The organism is Acidicapsa borealis (assembly GCF_059115245.1).
Genome location: NZ_JCACNY010000001.1, coordinates 2,479,977 through 2,498,029 on the forward strand (window position 1 = coordinate 2,479,977; position 18,053 = coordinate 2,498,029).

Below are 18,053 nucleotides of genomic sequence, written 5' to 3' on the forward strand. Positions count from 1 at the left end.
GATCCATCAAACATCTACCAGTTGCTGCGCTAGATAGAACGTGGGTGTAAAGGAGTCTCAACCGTAGGATGACAGGTTCAGGACAGGCTGTTAAACGCGGACTGAGATAACGCGTGTGGCAGAGGTCTCATTCAACGATTCTTCATTTCGCCCTCGTTCGTGCAGGCTCGGCAACTCAGTAAAGAGGATGCGGACGCATGTGACCTCCTGGCAGATAGTAAGTGAAGCCGAGTGTGAACCCGGTTGGGTTCAGGTACCGAGAGTTGTGAAAGTCCTTCCAGAATTGATACTCGTACTCTGCGCGTAAATATATCCGTGGTCCAACTGGAAATTCAGCGCCGGCGCTGGAGGCAAACACTTCGTTTGAAGCATGAGTAACCTTCGGATTGGACGAAGGGAACTCGATCGTTCCCAATCCCATCGCTCCCCGGACAAACGGACGCATGTGAAGGATCGGTCGGCTCCGATAATAGACGCCGCCGAGAAAGGTACTCTGCTGCATGCGTGTAAGCACAAGTGGGGTATTCAGGAAGATAGATCGTGCACTTGCGTCGATCCCTATGCCTTTGGTAACGCCGAGGCTCGCCCGGACAACGGCACCCTGCATCCATCGTCCCGAGCCATAGTCAAGGTAGTAATCCGATACACCTGCACCCACGCCAACCTCTAGACGGTTTACTGATGCAGATGCCTGTACCTGGGCTGAGAGAGGCAAAATGGAAATGACCCAAAGCATGGCCGGAACACCGAAAGGAGCCAGGCTAGTCCATTGCATTCTGATCCTCCTCGAAAGTCAATTTGTGTTAGATCAAGCCACTAACAATGTTGGATGATATCTATCCACTGAGTTGTAATTAGAAAGGTACTATAGCGGTCACCGTGTCGCTGTACGAGCCGTATACGTAAGTATTAGACTCTTAGATGACGTACCACAGACCATGATGGTCTGAGCCGCGCCGTTGCCGTTCAATGTGATTTCGTTTTTGCCAGTCGTGGTGCCCCATTCTATCGAGCGAGTTGCATCCGTATAAAGGTGATATCGCATTAGGCTGCTCGATGGCCCACACAATGGATAGACAGCTCAGAAACATCTGGAATGAGACTTACACTGCAACGCTCACAATACTGGTCAATCCGACTCTTTACTGTGACCTTGGCGCTCGGCCTTGAAAGCCTGTTCTATCAACTGCTGCGATTGAGTTGCAACGGTTGCTCTAAAATGTGGCAAAAGCGGCGGCCGTAGCCCAAGGTGGGGCGGCACACGGCGGTAAATGTATCGGACAGCACAGACGTTAGTGGACACCGGGGCTAGTTTACAAGTGTGGTCTGGTGTTCTGCGACAAGAGGCTCCGGGGCAGACACGAACGACAGTCCACCGCCTGCCTGTGACAGAAGTTCTCACGCTGTCCATCTCAGATCATCCACTGTTCTATCTGCCAGAATCACACGGAGTGCATGTGAAGTGCTCTTGTTTGCAAGGTATTTCGCTTGTCTGCCCTGGGCTTCTGGCCGCCATCTTGTTTCTATTCGCACCTTCACCCGTCTTTGCGTCAACGGCCACAGCCACCATCGCTGTCAGCGCGACCTTAGTAGCTACCTGCACTGTGTCAGCAACGCCCATAGCCTTTGGAAGCTACACTGGTTATCGAATCTTCGGCAACGGGACCATCACGCCAACCTGCTCCAATGGCACTCCCTACACAATCACTTTGAATGCCGGAGTGTATGGGGCAAACCAGTATAATCGCGTCCTATTTCTGCCGGGCACATCGGCTTTTAAGCTTATCTATGGTCTGTTCCAGACTGACTACCCCGATTATGTAACTTTTACCACTAGCGCTTCCATCACCGGTAACGGCCTTGCTCAGCCAGTCACTGTCTATGGCCTCGTCCTGGAAAATCAGAACGTCGCGCCGGGATCCTATCAAGATACCATCACGGTCACCATTACCTATTGACATGATCCGTCTCTTGGAGGAGTTCGGTTAAATGCTCGTGATCGTGTTCACTGGTCAATACGTGACCGTGACTGTCATCAAATCTGAGTACGCGCCAGCCGGGCCAAATTGCCGGGAGGGAATTGCCCCATAAGCGGTGAGCGACTGCGCCACGCCGGTTCCCGTTCCAGCCACGACGTTGCTGATACCATTGGCGGCCGTGCCCCACGGCATCGTATGGGCTGCGTCCTTGAACAGGCCGTATCCAATCAAGCTTGCGCCGCCCCCGGCAATCCGCATATAACGCGCGGTTGCGTTTGCATTCTGGCCGTAGTCAACACCGACCGTGTACGGTGTGGAATTTGTGCAGTTGACCGTGATAGTACTGGTTGCGTCACTCTCTGCGGTGGGTATGTAGTTACCGAAGGCGAGTGCCGTAGTGGAAACAGAACATGTGGGCAAATACGTGGCGGAAACGGTAAAGGTTGCCGAGTTAGTTGAAACAAAGCCCGTTACCAAAACTGAGATTGTATCTACATAATAGCCTGAAGGAACGGTCTGTCCTGCCGCCACACTGGGGTAAACGTAGATGTTCTGGCTTGCACCGGTTCCAGTGAACTGATTGGTGTCGGTGCCGATCGTATTGCCCCAGTTCATAGTCCGAGCGGCGTCCTGGTAGAGGGCGTAGTACAGCAGGGCGGAGCCGGGCCCGGTCATACTTCTCGTCGTGACGGTTGCGCCGGGTGCCGTACCTTGATTGAAGCCTATGTTAAGTACCGATCCGCTTGAGCATACGACCGTATCGGCAGTGACGCCCGACGTCGATAGCACACCTGTATAGACGCCCAGGTTTACGTTCGGGAACGAGTCGGCAACGCACTGACCTGACGCGAAGGGCGCCATGAGCATAAGTACCACCGGTACCAGCCAGGCTCTCATAGACTTGACTCCGAAGATTGAACAGTCTCAAGGCTGCTTACGTTGCCCTCCGGTCGCCTGTCGATAGAGCAGCTCAGCTGTGGCCGTAACACCCTGGGCTTCGGGTGGGCGGCAGATGCGAGACTGAGACGGTCAATCTCAGGTGAGTTCCTCACGGCTGTCGTGTTCATTGCTTCTTCTCCACGCAACGCAACGGGCCAATGGTCGGAATGTCTCCGGCGATTGGATGGTAGTCGAAGGTAACCTGGCAGGATCGACCGTCAGGATTCGCGATAGTGACTGAATTGTGAAGACTTAGACCCTCAACATAGGCATCGCCGTCAAATCCAATGGGTACGCTGATTCCAGTACTGCTCAGCGTAGCGGTGCTTCCCATGACGATGGCGACGCCACTGCTGTCGACGAGTTTGAGCAACGCTCCGTGGCTGATTTTCACGGGGAAACGAACGACAACCCCGGAACGATCCTGGGGCCGTACTTCGCGTGTCGTGATATCAATCGAAGCATCCGCGGGGACATCTTCCGGCGCAATGGCAATGTGATTGAGATCAAAGGAGCGCATATCCGGCACCAGCAAACGCCCCGCGCGGTCGGTATTGCCCACATCGCGATTTTCCTGCAGCACATGGACGCCGCCCATCGGGCTGGTATCCACGATGGCAAAACTGTCATAGATGGTGTTCGATGAAAAGAAGCCACCATCCACGAAGGAAAACGCACCCTGCGCCTCCAGGCGCTCCGAAGGCTGGCCGCCATTGAGGTCAAGACCTGCCGTCAGCAGCGCCCATTTCGATTTGTATTGTCCCTGGGCGAATAGGTGCGTCTCATTTCCAGTGGAGAGATACGCCTGGTAGCCCAATTGGCCGATCATGGCTGCGGACCGTTGTACCTGTAACTGCACGGAACCGTCCGACCCGGCCCCGACCTGGACAGAACTACGACTGCCCAACGGGATCGTCAACCCGACCTGCACCCCGCCGTTGCCACCTCGGGAAAGATCTTTAAATTCGTTCGCATAGACCGACATGTGCCGGAACTGGAGAGAATAGTTCGCGGAAAAAATCCTGGTGTGTTGTGCCGCAACAGGACCGAGGTAGATCGGCGTGGGAGTGGGATCCTGGTCGGTGCCCGAATAGAATACGCCAGCGCTGCCAAACTGCTTCAGGGAAACGCTCAGGTTCCCCGTCAGTTGCTTACGCGGAATCGGTTCTCCGTTCATCGCCGCAACATCGCGGTAGTTACGGCCAGCCACGATCGCCGAGCCCCCATAGCTGAGCCGTCTCCCGATCCGTTGGACAGCGAGAGCAAACTGCGCCCCTGGATGCGTGGCGCCGAAGCTGCTGATCATTGAAAAATTGACCACACCCAGATGCCCCACTTGCACCACGGCACCAGCTCCACCCAAAATGGCCCCGGATGTGCCCTCGAAAGTCCCTTCGAGGGTCCAGACAGGCGTCAGGCCACGACGATACATCGCGGTTCCTGCAACTTTGCCGTAGTTGTTACTCTGCACGCTCCAGTTTCTGCGTACCAGCCCTGCCTGTACGGAAAACGTGTGCAAGCCTGGTGCAAGCAGCGTTGAGCTGGCGTAGTAAGGCTCAGTCACTGTGACCTGCTGCCCCAGTGCATTTGTCAGCGTCATTGAGATCGTGCCTCCGCCGGAGATCACTGGGAGTTGAGGAATCTCGAATGGACCAGCGTCTACATCTCGGGAAACCAATGCGTTTCCGTCTGCCAGGACACTCAGCACTGAAGGCACCGCTGCGGAACCGGTAATCGATGGAAGCGGAAACGTAATCAGATCCGGACGCATACTGAAATCGGAACGCACCTGCAAGCCGCCCATGCGGATTGGGCGCGTCCAGGAGAGCCCTCCGGTAACAAAATCTCCCACGCTGTAGCGTCGTAGCGTGTTCACATCGGCAAACGTATACGCTGTGTCGAGGCGTATGGCTGAGCTTCGCCCGGAGCTACCCTGGCCAGCTCCCGCGAAAACCAGCATCCCGGAACTGGCAACACCCCACGGAGAAAATGCCCGGAAGTCCAGTGACCCGCTGCCGCCTATTTTGCCATCCGAAAGCGAACCGAGCAGGTCGTAGTTCAGCGAGATACCCTTCCCACTCTCAATGACGCGATGATCGTCGGAAGGCAGCCTGCCCTCCATCGGAAAGACAGTCCGTACCAGTCGCTCATCGACGGCTGTAATCTCCAGGGTCTGGGCCTTTTCATCGATCTTCCACGTCAGCCCTGGAAGATCGGAGAGCGCGATCAAATCCGGATCGCTCCATGGCCGCGAAGTTGCGCTGCTCGGAAGGATCGACAGTGGAACCCTGATCCCAAGATCGTGAAGTTCGCTGCGCGTCGCCATCAAAGAGCCATTGCGCATTGTGAATTCACCTATCTTTCCGATGGAGTTACCATTCAGCCGGACATCCAGGAGCAACGTCGGGTCTTCGGCCTTCGCTGGCATTGACAGCAGGCTCAGCGCAAAGACGAGGCTCCCGGCGTAGCAGAGCCAATCAACGAATGGAGCGCGAACGCTAGGGAGTCCCAACGACATAAACCTGCTCTTGGATGGGCCCCCCATCGGCATGTGCCACCAGCTTCAGGGTTTCGCTGTGGGGAGGTAATGGGCCATCCACATGGATGAGCCAGCGCCGGGTCGCGCCGGCCAGGACATACGCTGAACCGCTGGTGGATCCAGGAGTTAACTGACGACCATCGTTGGTCCACAAAACAATATTGCGGATGGCATCATGATGGGCGCCCTCGTTGACTGCCACCAGATATAACTTGCCGGCGTTGAGTTCCGCGTGAAACTTGACATGCGGAGCGGTTCGCGCGGACGGCTGCACGAAGATTGGAATTGACATGCGCAACACCACACGCACCACGCCGGGGACGGCAGGTGGCGGTATCTGATCGAGAAGAATACGGTAGGTTGCCTCCTGGCCCTGCGGCGAGTGGCGCAACACGAGCCGTATCACCTGAGACGCTCCCGGCGCGATCGTAACAAGCGGCGGACTCGCCAGCACTGTATCGGAATCGCTGAGTTTGTCCTCGCCATCTTTCTGGTCCCAAAGATAGGTCCTGACCTGCACCGATGTCTCCACCGTACCCTGGTTGATGACCGTCAGTGTTGTTGTCTTCTGTCCGGGGACCATTTGAATGTTGACTGGCAGCACCATGAGCGCCTGGGCAAGCAATGTCTTGCCCGACAAGAAGACTAGAGTAGCAACAAGAAGAATGGTGGCAGCCTTCGCTGCCACCGAACGAGTGCATGACATCATGATTCGGCCTCATCCTGGCGACCGCGCCATCGTGCCACTCGGTTTAGTAAGTTACCGTGGCCGTGATCGTATCGGTATACGCGCCCGGCGATACATACTCGGCTGCCGGAATCTGCCCGTACACAATGATCGGCTGAGCTGCACCGGTTCCCACTCCAGCAACAGCTGCCGCGCCTGTCAAGCCCCAGTTCGTCACGTGTGAGGCATCTTGGAAGAGTCCATACCCAAGCTCCGGAACAAGGGCGCCGCTCTTCATGGTTCGGGCAGTGACTGTGGCAGCAGTACCCGTTCCAGCATCCAACCCCACGCTATAGGGAGTGGTATTGGTGCAGGTGACCGTGATTGTCGAAGTGGCTGGGTCGACCACGCCTGTGTAAGGTCCGAAGCCGAGTGCCGTAGCTGACACGAGACAGGTCGCCACAACCGTTGCCGAGACGCCGAATGTGGTTACCGCGGTGGCAGCATTAGCGCGCGTTGGAGCTAACCCGAGTGCCACGCAGCCAAGAAGCGATGCTGACATTGCGAGCTTTGTTGCCGAGAGGATTTTCATTGTGAAACTCCTAAACAGTCTGTTGAAGGTGCGTGCGCAGAGGGCGAATGATGGCCGTTTCCTGAGACTTAGATACCAACACTCAATAGGTGACGGTGGCCGTGATCGTGTCTGAATAGAGACCTGGAACCACATATTCTGCCGCCGAAATTTCCCCAAAAACGATAAGTGCTTGGCCCGCTCCGTTCCCGACACCGGCCACTGTATCGGTGCCGACAGTAGCACCCCAGTTGGTCCCGTGGCCCGCGTCCGAGAATAGGCCGTAGCCAAGCAATGCAGCAGCAGGCCCCGTCATGCTTCGGGTTGTTACGGTGGCACCGTTGGCAAGTCCGGCACTGAACCCAACGTTATAAGGCGTCGTAGCCGTGCATTGAACAGTGATCGTTGATATGGCCGGATCAATTACACCCGCGTAAGTCCCGAAGCTAAGCGCCGTCGCAGAGATGAGACAAGTCGCTACAACGTTCGCCGAAACGCCGAATGTCGTTACGGCGGTGGCTGCATTGAGTTGTCGGACATCCATGCAGACCAGAATGAAGGCAGCGACTGCGACAGCGATAACGGACCAGCCGGCTCGGCGGTGTTCCATAAGTATCAACCTCTCCCGGCCTCAAGAAAAGCAAGGTCACCAAGATGACAGTTGCATCCTAAGATGCGCTGCTTACTCTTCGACTCAAGTGCTCTTCCAAGATCGCTAACTGTATAAGTCAGGTGCAGCTTAGTTAGAGACTGACACCGCACTTGCTTGTAAGACTGGTCAATGCGGCTCATCACTTAGAGATATAGAATCCCCACACGAGGCTCAATCTTTGCGGCTGCTGGTAGCTTGCCAGACGATCGGCTGCGAACAAGCGGACTTCACTGCAGCTGGGATCGGAATTCGATGCAGGATATCAACATGTATGCAGAAGCGAAAGTAATTGTTCTACACTCTTTAGTATCTAGCGCGAAGAGAGACGTCTATTTCCGTTTCCCCGCCCAGTATATCCATTCAGTATCATTCATCAAGCTCTGCGTCTATTTCACGGCGGCCCTTACGCAAACGCACTAAGTTAGAAGTATCCGAGAGGCATAGAGAAGTGGAAAGCAAAGAACACTTTCCACTTCTCGACACGTCAGCTCCGATGAAAAAAGCTATCACGAGTACTGCGCTCCAACGGCAATTTCGTCGGCGCGACACATCGGGTACACCACGGGCACGACAGCTTCTCGCCGTGATTTGAGATCCTGGGTTATTGAGACTGGAAAGTCCAGGTGACCACATCCTGAATTGCAGTACGGCTGCCAGTACTGCCCGTGAAACCCACGAACGCTGTACTGCCAGCCACAGCGGATGGAATGTCGACAGGCCAACTCGTCGTGTAGGTAGATAGGTTTGATTGATCCGTCAGCTTGAGTATAAGCGTTGTTCCGTCATAGGTGATGTGAGCGGCAAACACATGTCCACTATGAAGATCGATTCCTGTTGAACTCAAGTCAGTTGACGGTATGGTTGGAACCGCTCCGTTCAGATAAAGTCCTGTCGAATCTGACCCCTCTCCTGAGTTGTTGTAGAGATCGAATTTCAAAGCGATGCTTTTCTCGATACTCCCGTAGCCGAGCGACCCTCCATTGCCTCCCTTTGCGTTTACACCCTTGCGACTATTTTGAATACAGAACGTCATGCCGTCGCCGGACGCATTGATCTGCTGGAAGGTGAAATCTGTTGTAAACTTCGCGACCTTCACGAGCGCCTTGTTCCATATCGCACTCGCCTCGCCCGCAGAGGCTCCAGTCACTTGTACCCTCGATCCGCTGATGCTTGCGCTTCCATTCAACGCCACAAGTGCCGACGCGGAGGCAAATCCTGAGCTGAAATTGATCGTTGGCGGTTGGACTGGGATCGTGTAACTGGAGACGCCAACAGCGCTCGGTAGAAATCCTGGCGCTGTTGCAATCGCCTTCAGTGTGTCGGTTATGCCGACACTGACAGGGCCAGCGTAGATCCTAGACGCGGATGATGGAAGGGTGCCATCCGTTGTGTAGTAGATGGTCGCTGAGGCATTAGAATCGCTGAGCGTTACGGACTGGGTCGACGGGTATGTTCCGCCAGGGGGAGTGAAAACGGGAGTTGCCACTGGTACCTGCACAACAGGGTTGATCGTATAGACAACCGAAACGGGCTGGCTATATGAATATCCAGCTTTCGACGCAGCAGTGGTGAATGTCACCGAGGCGTTGATGCTTACCGGTCCCGTGTAGAGTGCGGGACTGGTAGCTGGTGCGGCTCCGCCCGAAGTCGTGTAGTAGATGCTTGCCCCCGATGTTATATCCGTGACTGTCACAACCTGTGATCCAGCGTAGACCCCCGCCGCCGGCGTTACGACAGGTGTCGCCACGACGAACGTGTACTGCCCAGCGGAAACTGTGCTAGAGGTGAATCCGGTGGCGACAGCTATGGCTTCAACTTTGGTCGTTGCTATCACATCGATAGGTGCTAGATACCTCTTGGAAGCAGTTGTTGGGATAGTTCCATCAAGCGTGTAATAGATGGCCGCGCCTGCGGTGGTGCTGCTCAATGCCACAGTCTGCGCATTGTTATAAGTACCTCCGCCCGGTGAAAGCACTGGTGCCGCAGCGACTGCCGGTGCGATGACGTAGGAAGCGAGACCGACTGAACTGTTGGTGTAGCCGGTTGCGACGGCAATCGCTCGGACTGATTCGCTAACGGCGACATTGAGAGGCGAGGTATACGGTGTGGAAGCGGTGGTGGGGGTACTCCCGTTGGTCGTGTAGTAGATGGTGGCATCGGGTGTCGCGTCTTGAATCACAACAGTCTGCGAACTACTGTAACTGCCTGCGCCAGGCGTAAACGTCGGTGTGGCAGCCACAGGCTTTGATGCGAAAGTGTAGGTTGCACTCCCGGTTGCGCTCTGGGAATAGCCCGCCGCGATTGCGATTGCATTGACAGTTGTGGTGGTAGAGACCAGGATCGCGCTCACATACTTGCTCGACGATGTCGTTGGTATCGTGCCATTGGTCGTGTAGTAGATCGTCGCTCCTGAGGTTGCATCGCTGATCGAAACTGATTGTGCGGCTGTGTACGTGCCAGCGGGTGGGTTGAACAAAGGCGTAGCGGCAATACCAGGTTCGGTAGAACCTCCAACGACATAGTCGATCGCGATCACTGACTTGGAAGGCAGAGTGAGTACCGTTGGATTGGTGACCGTTGAACTAGTCAAGAAGACCTTCTGCAACGACAAGTTACTCGGCGTTCCAGAAGGCGCTTCATTCAGATCATCGAGCGAGGAAGGTGCATACGATCTAACCGTGACAGTGCCAGCAGGAGTGTTAGTTCCTGAAAAAGTGACAGTGTGGTTAGTGGTTATATCGGTGTTGATGAGAACGATCGAACGTTTATTCCCATTCTCAAAGCAAAACGAATACAAGTATGGAACTCCTGTCCACGCAGGAACTCCCGGTGGCACCTGTGTTCCATTCGTAGGACTACCGGCGAAGTTGTACACAAGATTGTTAGAAATTGGGCACGCGTACATCGGCCCTATTGTGGATTCATTGACAAGTTGCATCGCCAGAAACTCTGGGCGCACGTGATTGGTTGCTCCGCCCATATCGACTACGGTACCCCACACCTTTGCAAGCAAGCCTGCTCCCGTTGAATTCACGAATTCCGTCAACGAAAACAAGGATGATGCCGTGATTCCATAGTCTTGCTCGACCTCCAGCGACTGGAGAGCGGCTGCCAGCCCTGAGCCCGCGCCTGCCGTGATGTAATCGAGGTGTTGCTGATCAATTGATCCTCCCCCGGTTCCGGGACCAAATTCATAGACATTTACTTTGCATCGGCTGGCGCCGTCTGCGCCGCAAGTCGATTGACTCTGATAGTCGTGGACAGACTGATAGAAATTCGTTTTGTCATCCGGGTTCACGCCTCGCTCATAGATACCGGCGTATAGCGGGGTCCAAAGAGCGGCATCGGTGGCAAAACTGCTTACATTCAGGTACCAATATCCTTCGATCTCAATCGAGTCCGGATGCGCGCGAGCGATTGCGTCGTCCATCGTATAGTTAACCGCCGTCTGCGCCCCCATCACCAGATCGAACGCACTTGGAGAGTAGTACGTATTACTGCGCATACCGGCAAATATAGCCTTTGCGCGTACACTGTAGTCGTAGTACGCCTCCTGACCTGGAGAGTTCGGCCGGCCGGGCAAAGATTGACCGGCAAAGGAATAACCGTTCCAACATTCATTACAGTAATCCAGATGGATCAAATCGAACACGTTCGTCCAGGGCTCAGTTTGTCCAAGAGCAGCGCGCCTCGATCCGCCCGCACTAGTTACCGGCCCAGCGAGGAACTCAATCAGACTTGATGCGTCCTGCGTGGAAAAGTTGACAGGAACTTCAAGGTAAGGCTCAGCGCCAATAGCCTTGCATAGCTCCAGGTAATCCTCCACTGTCAGGCCGATAGTTCCAGCTCCAGCCGGACCCACATAATAGTTTCCCGTACCCGTCGGCCAGTGCGCATAATTGGGGGAGGTCCAATTAGCATAAGTTTCCGCGTTCTGGTTCATCCAGTCGCGAAACATCCCGGGATTACCGCCACTACCCGCCTGATAGTAACTCTTCAGAGTGTTTACGAGCTCATCGCGAAACACAGTGGTGTTCGTTGGGTCTGTACCGGTCTTGCTGAAGCTCATGTTGTCGAAATACACGACACCTGCGGAAGCGAAGAATCCCACGCCTGCAGTTCCTGGTGTCGTCGTCGCCGGTGTCTCAGACGCGGTGCAAGAAAGGGTGTACTTGGCCCATTCAGGTGTCAACGTTTGTGTCCGTGTGCCGCAGTTGAATCCACCCGCGGACAGACGATGCGCCGTTATGGTCAAGACCGGCGATCCGGAAGCAGCCTTGGCCCAGAACGAGATTTCGTAGGTTCCGTTCATCAGTACGAACATGTCGTAACCCGGGGAGGCATCGAAAGCTGAATTGAGCCCTGCGCTGGACCCGGATGCACTTGCATCCAATGTAAGAGCCTGAGCGCCGCAAGTCGGGCAAAGATCCGTCGTGTCGGAAGTCAGTTTACCTCCTCCCGAAATGGACGCCCAAATGCCTCCTTTGCTTGCCTCCCACCAAATTTCTGGAGTCGGCACAGTTGACTTGCTGATGGTGATGCCATCGCCTATAGCAAAGGGAGCAGCGCACGGCGTGGATACGGTATAAACAGGGCTTGTGTTGCCACCTGAACCGGGCGGATAGTTCGGCCCGGTATTTGAGGCGATAGTGCCAGTGCAGCCAAGCTCCGCACCACCAGACTGAGAAGTAATTACGGTGAACGTTCCCCCTGCCCAATAGTTCGGCGGGACCACATCGTATCTGTCCGGTTGCGTGAACGTGGTTGTTGTACCTGCGACCAGCAATACACCAATCTGCCGTTGAAGCAGTGGTTCAAAACCTGGATTGATCGTGCCGATCAGATTTTTATAGATCTGGCCGTTGTCCCAATAATTGATGGAGCCGATGTTAATCCCGATACGCTTCGTCGTTGCCTGGACAACAGACTCGTCGTTCAACACCACAGTGGGAGTCTGTCCAAATGCTGAGGTAAACACACTAAGAAAACAGGTCGAATAGAGGCATAGTTTCCTGATCATGGAAGCCAACATATGTCGGTTGATTCGGGAGATAGATTTCACGTAATACTCCTTGGCGCTCAAAAAGCACAATTCCATTGCTTGACATCAGTTGACATACCGAAACATGGCGCGCAGGAACTCGCTTCTCAGGGAGGCCGTCGTCTTTTCCGCGTAGTGCTAAAAGGGGTGAGTGGTATATTGCATTCATCTCAGACACAGTGAATCCCTCATATACCTGAGCTTCTCAGCGAAATGTCTCTGTATTAACGGATCATTCCGAGATGAAACCTAACGGCTCAGCCTCCTTCTGTAAGTGCTGTCAGCGTCACCATTAGCAACAGGACGTGTTACTGATCACTCATAACGTTCGTAAGCAACGTTCATCGGCTTCTGTACGAAGTGATGGTCTTGCTTCGGAACGAGGTATCCAAGCTTTGATAACATCCGATTCTTCAGTAGCCGACCTACTTTCACATAACCAACTTTTCACGCAAGAGAATCGTTGTATGTGTCCAGTTGCTCACTGCATTCAGTCTCGTGGCAAAGCATCATTACCTAGGTCATACCGCTATGAATAGTGTGTGAGAGTAAGATCGTCACACAGTCATTGCAAAAAACATGGATACAGACGTTGCTCCCCACACAGGATGCACGTCACAGGGATGTAAGTTGAGGGTGTTGCGTCCACCACGGCCGGCATGTCGCGCTGGCACCGTTTACACCGGACCACGGCCTGGGGTCTCGCCCGCGCTGGGTTGAAGAATGCCACGCCTGATGCTAGGCGAATAATAGCCGAAGCCCCAAGCGGGTTGCGGTGGTGTCGGACGTGTAGGACGCGGCAGAAGCCCGCTCTTCCAGCGGGCTTTTATTTTGCCTGGAGATGGCCAGTTGCTCTTATCGCAGAGGGCCTTGACGCTTGGCTCTAACGAGGTGGCCGGGCTTACCTTGGAGCCATTTCGACGCGGCCTGTGGCTTCTAGGAAATGCGTACTTCGATCCATTCGAGCGGCTTTCCGTCGGGACTGTGCTCTTGCGAAACCAGCTTCAGCTCACCGTTGGCAATCGTCGCGGTGGCCGCGGAAGAACTCCCTCCGAAATAGTGGTTCACAATCTCAGCTGATTTGCCCTGTTGCCTGCGAATGACGACCTCGCCACTCGCGTAGGGAACGACCGCAAAAACGTGGGCGCGGGCAATACTCCCTTCGTCCTTCGAAGCGACGACCACAGGCATATTTGCGCGTACGGCATCTTTTACTTCGCGGCTTGCTTTCCACGACGCCAGCAGATTTTCCTCGCCAACAACGGGAGGCCGGTAAGCCAGCAAGACCAGCTGCCCATTCTCCATACGTGCCCAGGAACTTGCATGCGCTCCCAGCACCGATGCCTGCGAGACATCGCCCAATGGCAGGATCTCGAAGAAATTCGAACTGCGCAGTGTCTTGCTGATCCCGTTGTACTTGGCAACGATCTCTGGCGTGGGCAATTCCCCTTCCTCATCCCCCGCGAAGTCATTCAGTGAACCCACCGTACCCAGTGCCGTGGAGTCGAACCAGATACTCGGAGAACTGGACCAGTCGTATCCGGAAGAGCCATAGGTTGGTACACCCAGGCGGCCCATCAGGCTGCTGAAGAAGAATCTCCGATTAGCTTCTACCTGATAATTACCCCAATTGAGAAACAGATCGTCCGAGCTATGCAAGTCGAAATACTCAAGGAAGAGCGGAGATAAGTTGTAATACATCACAACCTGATCCGGATTCTCCTCATGCATGGCTTTGATGACAACCTCAAGCCCCTTCCACATGAGCCGCTCGCCAGTCCAGTTCTTATCCTGCGGAGAAGCTACCCCGGCCGCGGGTAACTCATAGCCAAAGTCGAATTTGAAGACATCTGGTTTGTATCTTCGAATGAACTTTTTCACCAGCGCGGAGAGCACTTCAGCTACGACTGGCTGCGTGAAATCGAGGATGTAATAGGTATTCGGCCCGTTCGGATTGACGGCGAAGGCAGTGCCGTCGGGCTTCTTCAGCATATTGTCCAGGGTCAGGCCCAGATCGGCCGGCCGTTCGCAGCGCATCAGAGCCGCCCATAGACCGATCTTGACTCCATCTGCCCGCAATCGAGCGAGAAATTCTTCAAAGTGGGGCAGCCTGGTCGCCGAGTGTTCCAGGTTGCCATAGGCGCCCTCCCACTTATCGTCAATTGAAAACAGCTGGGCCTTCATCCCGGCGGCTTTCAGGTCGCGATAGACGTCGTTCAAAAAGGCTTCATCCAACTTATCGCCGGTCTTACCGCGCACGCGTTGTGCGCCCCATGTGCAGTACTCAGGCAGCAGGGAAATCGCCGTTTTCTTCGCGGAGTTCTGCTTACGGTGAATGATGCCGGCCTGCAGCAAGGCGTCGTAGTAAGCGGCAATCGCCTCATAGTAGTCCGGTGCCACCACCCACAGCAGCGTAGCGCCGAGCTTGAGTTTGCCTGGACCTCGCAGATGCTTCCAAAGATCGCTGCGGTAATCGATCCATGGACTGGCCTGCCCATTGTGGAATTGCAGAAAGTAGTCGCCACCGGGCAGATCGGCAAGGCCGCAGGTTAAGGCTTCCGAGCGCCCGCTGGTGTAGAGGTTCTTCTCGCCACCGGGCCAGGCGGTAGAGAATCCGCAGAAGTAGTGCACCGGCAATCCCCACTGCTGGTTGAAGCCCTGTGCCTCGCTCCCGCGTCCCAGCCAGACGCTTGCATCCAGATGCGCCGCTTCATGCACGATGGGACTGACCGTGCCGCCTTCCATGATGCCGGGAGCAACCACGTACGTGGAGTGAAGCGCTGGCGCCCTGTTCCCGCCTGTGTCCCTGAAGTATTGCAGGCTCACAATATCGTGGGTTGAGGGCGCGTCATAGACGACCGGGTCAGTCCAGATGCCGTGTGCGTCGAAGCGCCACGGAATTGTGACCAGGCCTGCCCCGTTGACGCCGTCATAGTGGATCGTCACCTTGCCGTCCTCCGCGCGAACCGATGCAACCTTGCCCGCGCTGGAGAAGTGTTCCGTCGGACTGTCAACGGAGGCTACAACAATGGCCGGCTGCATCGTTCCGCCGACGATAAGGCGATTGCTGGCATCCCGCAGCGCAAATCGATCTTCTGCCTGGGTATATTCCCAGGAGTAATTCGCGCCCTTCACTCGCACCTTTCCGCCCTGGCTGGTAATGGATGGCGCATCTGTACTGCCCAGGAGCCTGGTGGATGCTGCGGTAAGCAGGGCACCGCTGGAGAGCTGGACGAATCTACGCCGGTTCAAAGTGCTCAATGTAAGTCCTCACGGGTTTGCTGTGGGATTAACCAAGTAGGGAGGTGTCTTGCGGCCCGGATCAGAAGCAGCACCACCGGAAAGTGAAGCGCATATTGACGTGCAGGTTTCCCTGCGCGGCATGTCGAATGCAAGAGAACGTCCTCACATATATCGTTGCCAAGTTCTCCATGTCAATCGGCGAATGGGTTTGCCCGTCGCGGTTAGATCCAGTTATGTGTGGGGTAGCCGACGCCGACGCTTGCTTTTATACTTGGTTCAAGAGCGTTTTCTAGTTTCTGTGAACCGACCCGGCGCCTGGGCCAAATTTGCCAGATTACTTTGCGTCAAAGTGAGCGATAAGTCACTGTGGCCCCAGCTGCCAATGCAGGACAATTCAGAAGACGCAACACAGGTGAGAAGAAAACAATGCCTAAACAGGAATTCCAGACAGAAGTCAGTCAGCTGCTGCAACTGATCATCCACTCTCTCTACTCGCACCCGGAAATCTTTCTCCGCGAACTCATCTCGAACTCCTCAGACGCGCTCGACAAGCTGCGCCACCTCACCCTGACCGACGACGCCCTCAAGACCGTCCTCTTCGACCCGCGCATCGATCTCGACCTCGACGAAGAAGCCAAGACCCTCGTCATCGCAGATACCGGCATCGGCATGAACGAAGAGGACCTCGTCTCACACCTCGGCACCATCGCCCGCTCCGGAACGAAGAACTTCCTCTCGCAACTCTCGGGCGACGCCAAGAAGGACTCGAACCTCATCGGCCAGTTCGGCGTCGGTTTCTATTCGGCGTTCATGGTCGCCGACAAGATCGAAGTCGTCAGCCGCAAGGCCGGCGAAGAGCTCGCCTGGCGCTGGACCTCCGACGGCAAGACCGGCTTCGACATCGAACCCGCCGAACGCATGGTCCCCGGCACGACAATCACCCTCTACCTGAACGAGGAAGGGAAGCAGTACGCCAATAGCTGGCGTCTCCAGGAGATCGTCAAGAAGTACTCCAACCACATCGCATTCCCCATCTTCCTCACCTACGACAAGAGCGAGTGGAATGCCGAAGAGAAGAAGTCCAACAAGACCCGCGTCACTGAGCAGGTCAACGTAGCCAGCGCCCTCTGGCGCCGCCCCAAGAACGAGCTCTCCGACGACGACTATAAGGAACTTTACAAGTCCATCTCCGGCGACTCGCAGGACCCGCTCTTCTGGTTCCACACCAAGGCTGAAGGCAGTCTCGAATACACCACCCTCTTCTACATACCGGCCAAGGCGCCGCTCGACCTTTATCAGGCCGAGTACAAGGTCGGCGTCAAGCTCTACGTCAAGCGAGTCTTCATCATGGACGACGCCAAGGAACTGCTCCCGCAGTATCTGCGATTCGTTCGCGGCATCATCGACAGCGAAGACCTGCCGCTCAATGTAAGCCGCGAGATTCTCCAGCAAAATCGCACCCTGACGAGCATTCGCACCGCCAGCGTGAAGAAGATTCTGTCGGAGCTGAAATCGGTTGCAAACAATAAGCCGGAAGAGTACGTCAAGTTCATTACCGAGTACAACCGCCCACTCAAGGAAGGTCTCTACAGCGACTACGCCAACCGCGAAACGCTGCTCGACCTCATTCGGTTCAAGTCCACAACGCAGGAAGGTCTGACGAGTCTCGCAGACGCCATGTCGCGCATGAAGGAAGGGCAGAAGAGCCTCTACTACATCACCGGTGGATCTGAGTCTCTGCTGCGCACCTCACCCCTGCTTGAGATCTACAAGAAGAAGGGCTACGAAGTCCTCATCCTCGACGACGATATCGACGAGATCGTCTTCTCGGGAGTAGACAAGTACGGCGAGACGGACATCAAGAACGTCAGCAAGGCAGCCACCAGCGAAGACTTTGCCGCCGATGCCGAAGCCGAGAAAGAAACCAAGGAAGAGCAGGCCGAATCGCTCAAGCCCTTGCTCGACAGGCTCAAGGCCACGCTCGGCGATCGCGTGAAAGACGTGCGCATCTCCTCGCGCCTTGCCGACAGCCCCTCCTGCATCGTCTCGGACGAAGAAGAGCCGTCCCTGCAGATGCAGCAGATGCTCCGCGCCATGGGCCAGAAGGATATCCCTGCCCCACTGCCCACGCTCGAAATCAACCCCGACCACGAGATCGTTAAGAAGCTCGTTGCCCGTCCCGACGACCCGGTCGCCGTAGACGCAGCATGGCTCCTCTTCGACCAGGCCCTGCTCATGGAAGGCGTAGCACTACGCGATCCAGCTGCTTTCGTTGGCCGTCTCAACCGTGTCCTCAACCTGTCGATTTAACGCAGCATCCGCAGTGGTCATGCTCCCGCATGGCCACTGTGCCTTTCAGCACTGACTCTTTCCACATAATCTCAATAAAATACCCGTCAGTTATCTGGCCCTAGGCACATCC

Annotated in this window: 11 protein-coding genes; 2 read left to right on the top strand and 9 right to left on the bottom strand. The window is 55.4% G+C overall.

The genetic code is table 11. The features are described 5' to 3' along the window. Nucleotides 1-175: 175 nt before the first annotated feature. Nucleotides 176-775, bottom strand: a complete 600-nt coding sequence (locus AC5S27_RS10290; protein WP_493934478.1) for an outer membrane beta-barrel protein — start codon at nucleotides 773-775, stop codon at nucleotides 176-178. A gap of 99 nt (nucleotides 776-874) precedes the next feature. Continuing rightward, nucleotides 875-1,045, bottom strand: a complete 171-nt coding sequence (locus AC5S27_RS10295) for a spore coat protein U domain-containing protein (protein ID WP_493934479.1) — start codon at nucleotides 1,043-1,045, stop codon at nucleotides 875-877. 427 nt (nucleotides 1,046-1,472) lie between these two features. Here AC5S27_RS10295 and AC5S27_RS10300 point away from each other — a divergent pair, with 427 nt between their 5' ends. Next, entirely contained in the window at nucleotides 1,473-1,958 is a 486-nt protein-coding gene (locus tag AC5S27_RS10300; protein ID WP_493934480.1) for a Csu type fimbrial protein, read from the top strand. 54 nt (nucleotides 1,959-2,012) lie between these two features. Here AC5S27_RS10300 and AC5S27_RS10305 read toward each other — a convergent pair whose 3' ends face one another. From AC5S27_RS10305 to AC5S27_RS10335, 7 genes are all read right to left on the bottom strand, one after another. After that, nucleotides 2,013-2,876, bottom strand: coding sequence for a Csu type fimbrial protein (locus AC5S27_RS10305; RefSeq protein WP_493934481.1), 864 nt, complete (start codon nucleotides 2,874-2,876; stop codon nucleotides 2,013-2,015). Nucleotides 2,877-3,042: 166 nt separating this feature from the next. After that, nucleotides 3,043-5,436, bottom strand: a complete 2,394-nt coding sequence (locus AC5S27_RS10310) for a fimbria/pilus outer membrane usher protein (protein WP_493934482.1) — start codon at nucleotides 5,434-5,436, stop codon at nucleotides 3,043-3,045. Continuing rightward, the gene (locus AC5S27_RS10315) at nucleotides 5,417-6,166 is read right to left on the bottom strand and encodes a fimbrial biogenesis chaperone (protein ID WP_493934483.1); all 750 of its coding nucleotides are present in this window, start codon (nucleotides 6,164-6,166) and stop codon (nucleotides 5,417-5,419) included. Before AC5S27_RS10315 ends, AC5S27_RS10310 begins: the two co-directional genes overlap by 20 nt. A gap of 43 nt (nucleotides 6,167-6,209) precedes the next feature. Further along, on the bottom strand, nucleotides 6,210-6,716 hold the full coding sequence (locus AC5S27_RS10320) for a Csu type fimbrial protein (protein WP_493934484.1): 507 nt from the start codon (nucleotides 6,714-6,716) through the stop codon (nucleotides 6,210-6,212). A gap of 82 nt (nucleotides 6,717-6,798) precedes the next feature. Next, nucleotides 6,799-7,305: a Csu type fimbrial protein gene (locus AC5S27_RS10325; RefSeq protein ID WP_493934485.1), complete on the bottom strand. Its 507-nt coding sequence runs from the start codon at nucleotides 7,303-7,305 to the stop codon at nucleotides 6,799-6,801. Between the two features lie 643 nt (nucleotides 7,306-7,948). Next, nucleotides 7,949-12,367 (bottom strand): chitobiase/beta-hexosaminidase C-terminal domain-containing protein, encoded by a 4,419-nt coding sequence (locus AC5S27_RS10330; protein ID WP_493934486.1) that lies wholly within the window; start codon nucleotides 12,365-12,367, stop codon nucleotides 7,949-7,951. A gap of 957 nt (nucleotides 12,368-13,324) precedes the next feature. After that, nucleotides 13,325-15,649, bottom strand: a complete 2,325-nt coding sequence (locus AC5S27_RS10335; protein ID WP_493934487.1) for a TIM-barrel domain-containing protein — start codon at nucleotides 15,647-15,649, stop codon at nucleotides 13,325-13,327. A gap of 408 nt (nucleotides 15,650-16,057) precedes the next feature. Here AC5S27_RS10335 and htpG point away from each other — a divergent pair, with 408 nt between their 5' ends. Next, the gene (gene htpG, locus AC5S27_RS10340) at nucleotides 16,058-17,941 is read left to right on the top strand and encodes a molecular chaperone HtpG (RefSeq protein ID WP_493934488.1); all 1,884 of its coding nucleotides are present in this window, start codon (nucleotides 16,058-16,060) and stop codon (nucleotides 17,939-17,941) included. The last annotated feature ends 112 nt before the right edge of the window (nucleotides 17,942-18,053 follow it).

What these genes read in the sequence shown, in the direction of transcription:
- AC5S27_RS10310 (WP_493934482.1), bottom strand. Translation starts at nt 5,436, where the DNA reads ATGTCGTTGGGACTCCCTAGCGTTCGCGCTCCATTCGTTGATTGGCTC.
- AC5S27_RS10320 (WP_493934484.1), bottom strand. Translation starts at nt 6,716, where the DNA reads ATGAAAATCCTCTCGGCAACAAAGCTCGCAATGTCAGCATCGCTTCTT.
- AC5S27_RS10305 (WP_493934481.1), bottom strand. Translation starts at nt 2,876, where the DNA reads ATGAGAGCCTGGCTGGTACCGGTGGTACTTATGCTCATGGCGCCCTTC.
- AC5S27_RS10295 (WP_493934479.1), bottom strand. Translation starts at nt 1,045, where the DNA reads ATGCGATATCACCTTTATACGGATGCAACTCGCTCGATAGAATGGGGC.
- htpG (WP_493934488.1), top strand. Translation starts at nt 16,058, where the DNA reads ATGCCTAAACAGGAATTCCAGACAGAAGTCAGTCAGCTGCTGCAACTG.
- AC5S27_RS10315 (WP_493934483.1), bottom strand. Translation starts at nt 6,166, where the DNA reads ATGATGTCATGCACTCGTTCGGTGGCAGCGAAGGCTGCCACCATTCTT.
- AC5S27_RS10290 (WP_493934478.1), bottom strand. Translation starts at nt 775, where the DNA reads ATGCAATGGACTAGCCTGGCTCCTTTCGGTGTTCCGGCCATGCTTTGG.
- AC5S27_RS10330 (WP_493934486.1), bottom strand. Translation starts at nt 12,367, where the DNA reads ATGATCAGGAAACTATGCCTCTATTCGACCTGTTTTCTTAGTGTGTTT.
- AC5S27_RS10325 (WP_493934485.1), bottom strand. Translation starts at nt 7,305, where the DNA reads ATGGAACACCGCCGAGCCGGCTGGTCCGTTATCGCTGTCGCAGTCGCT.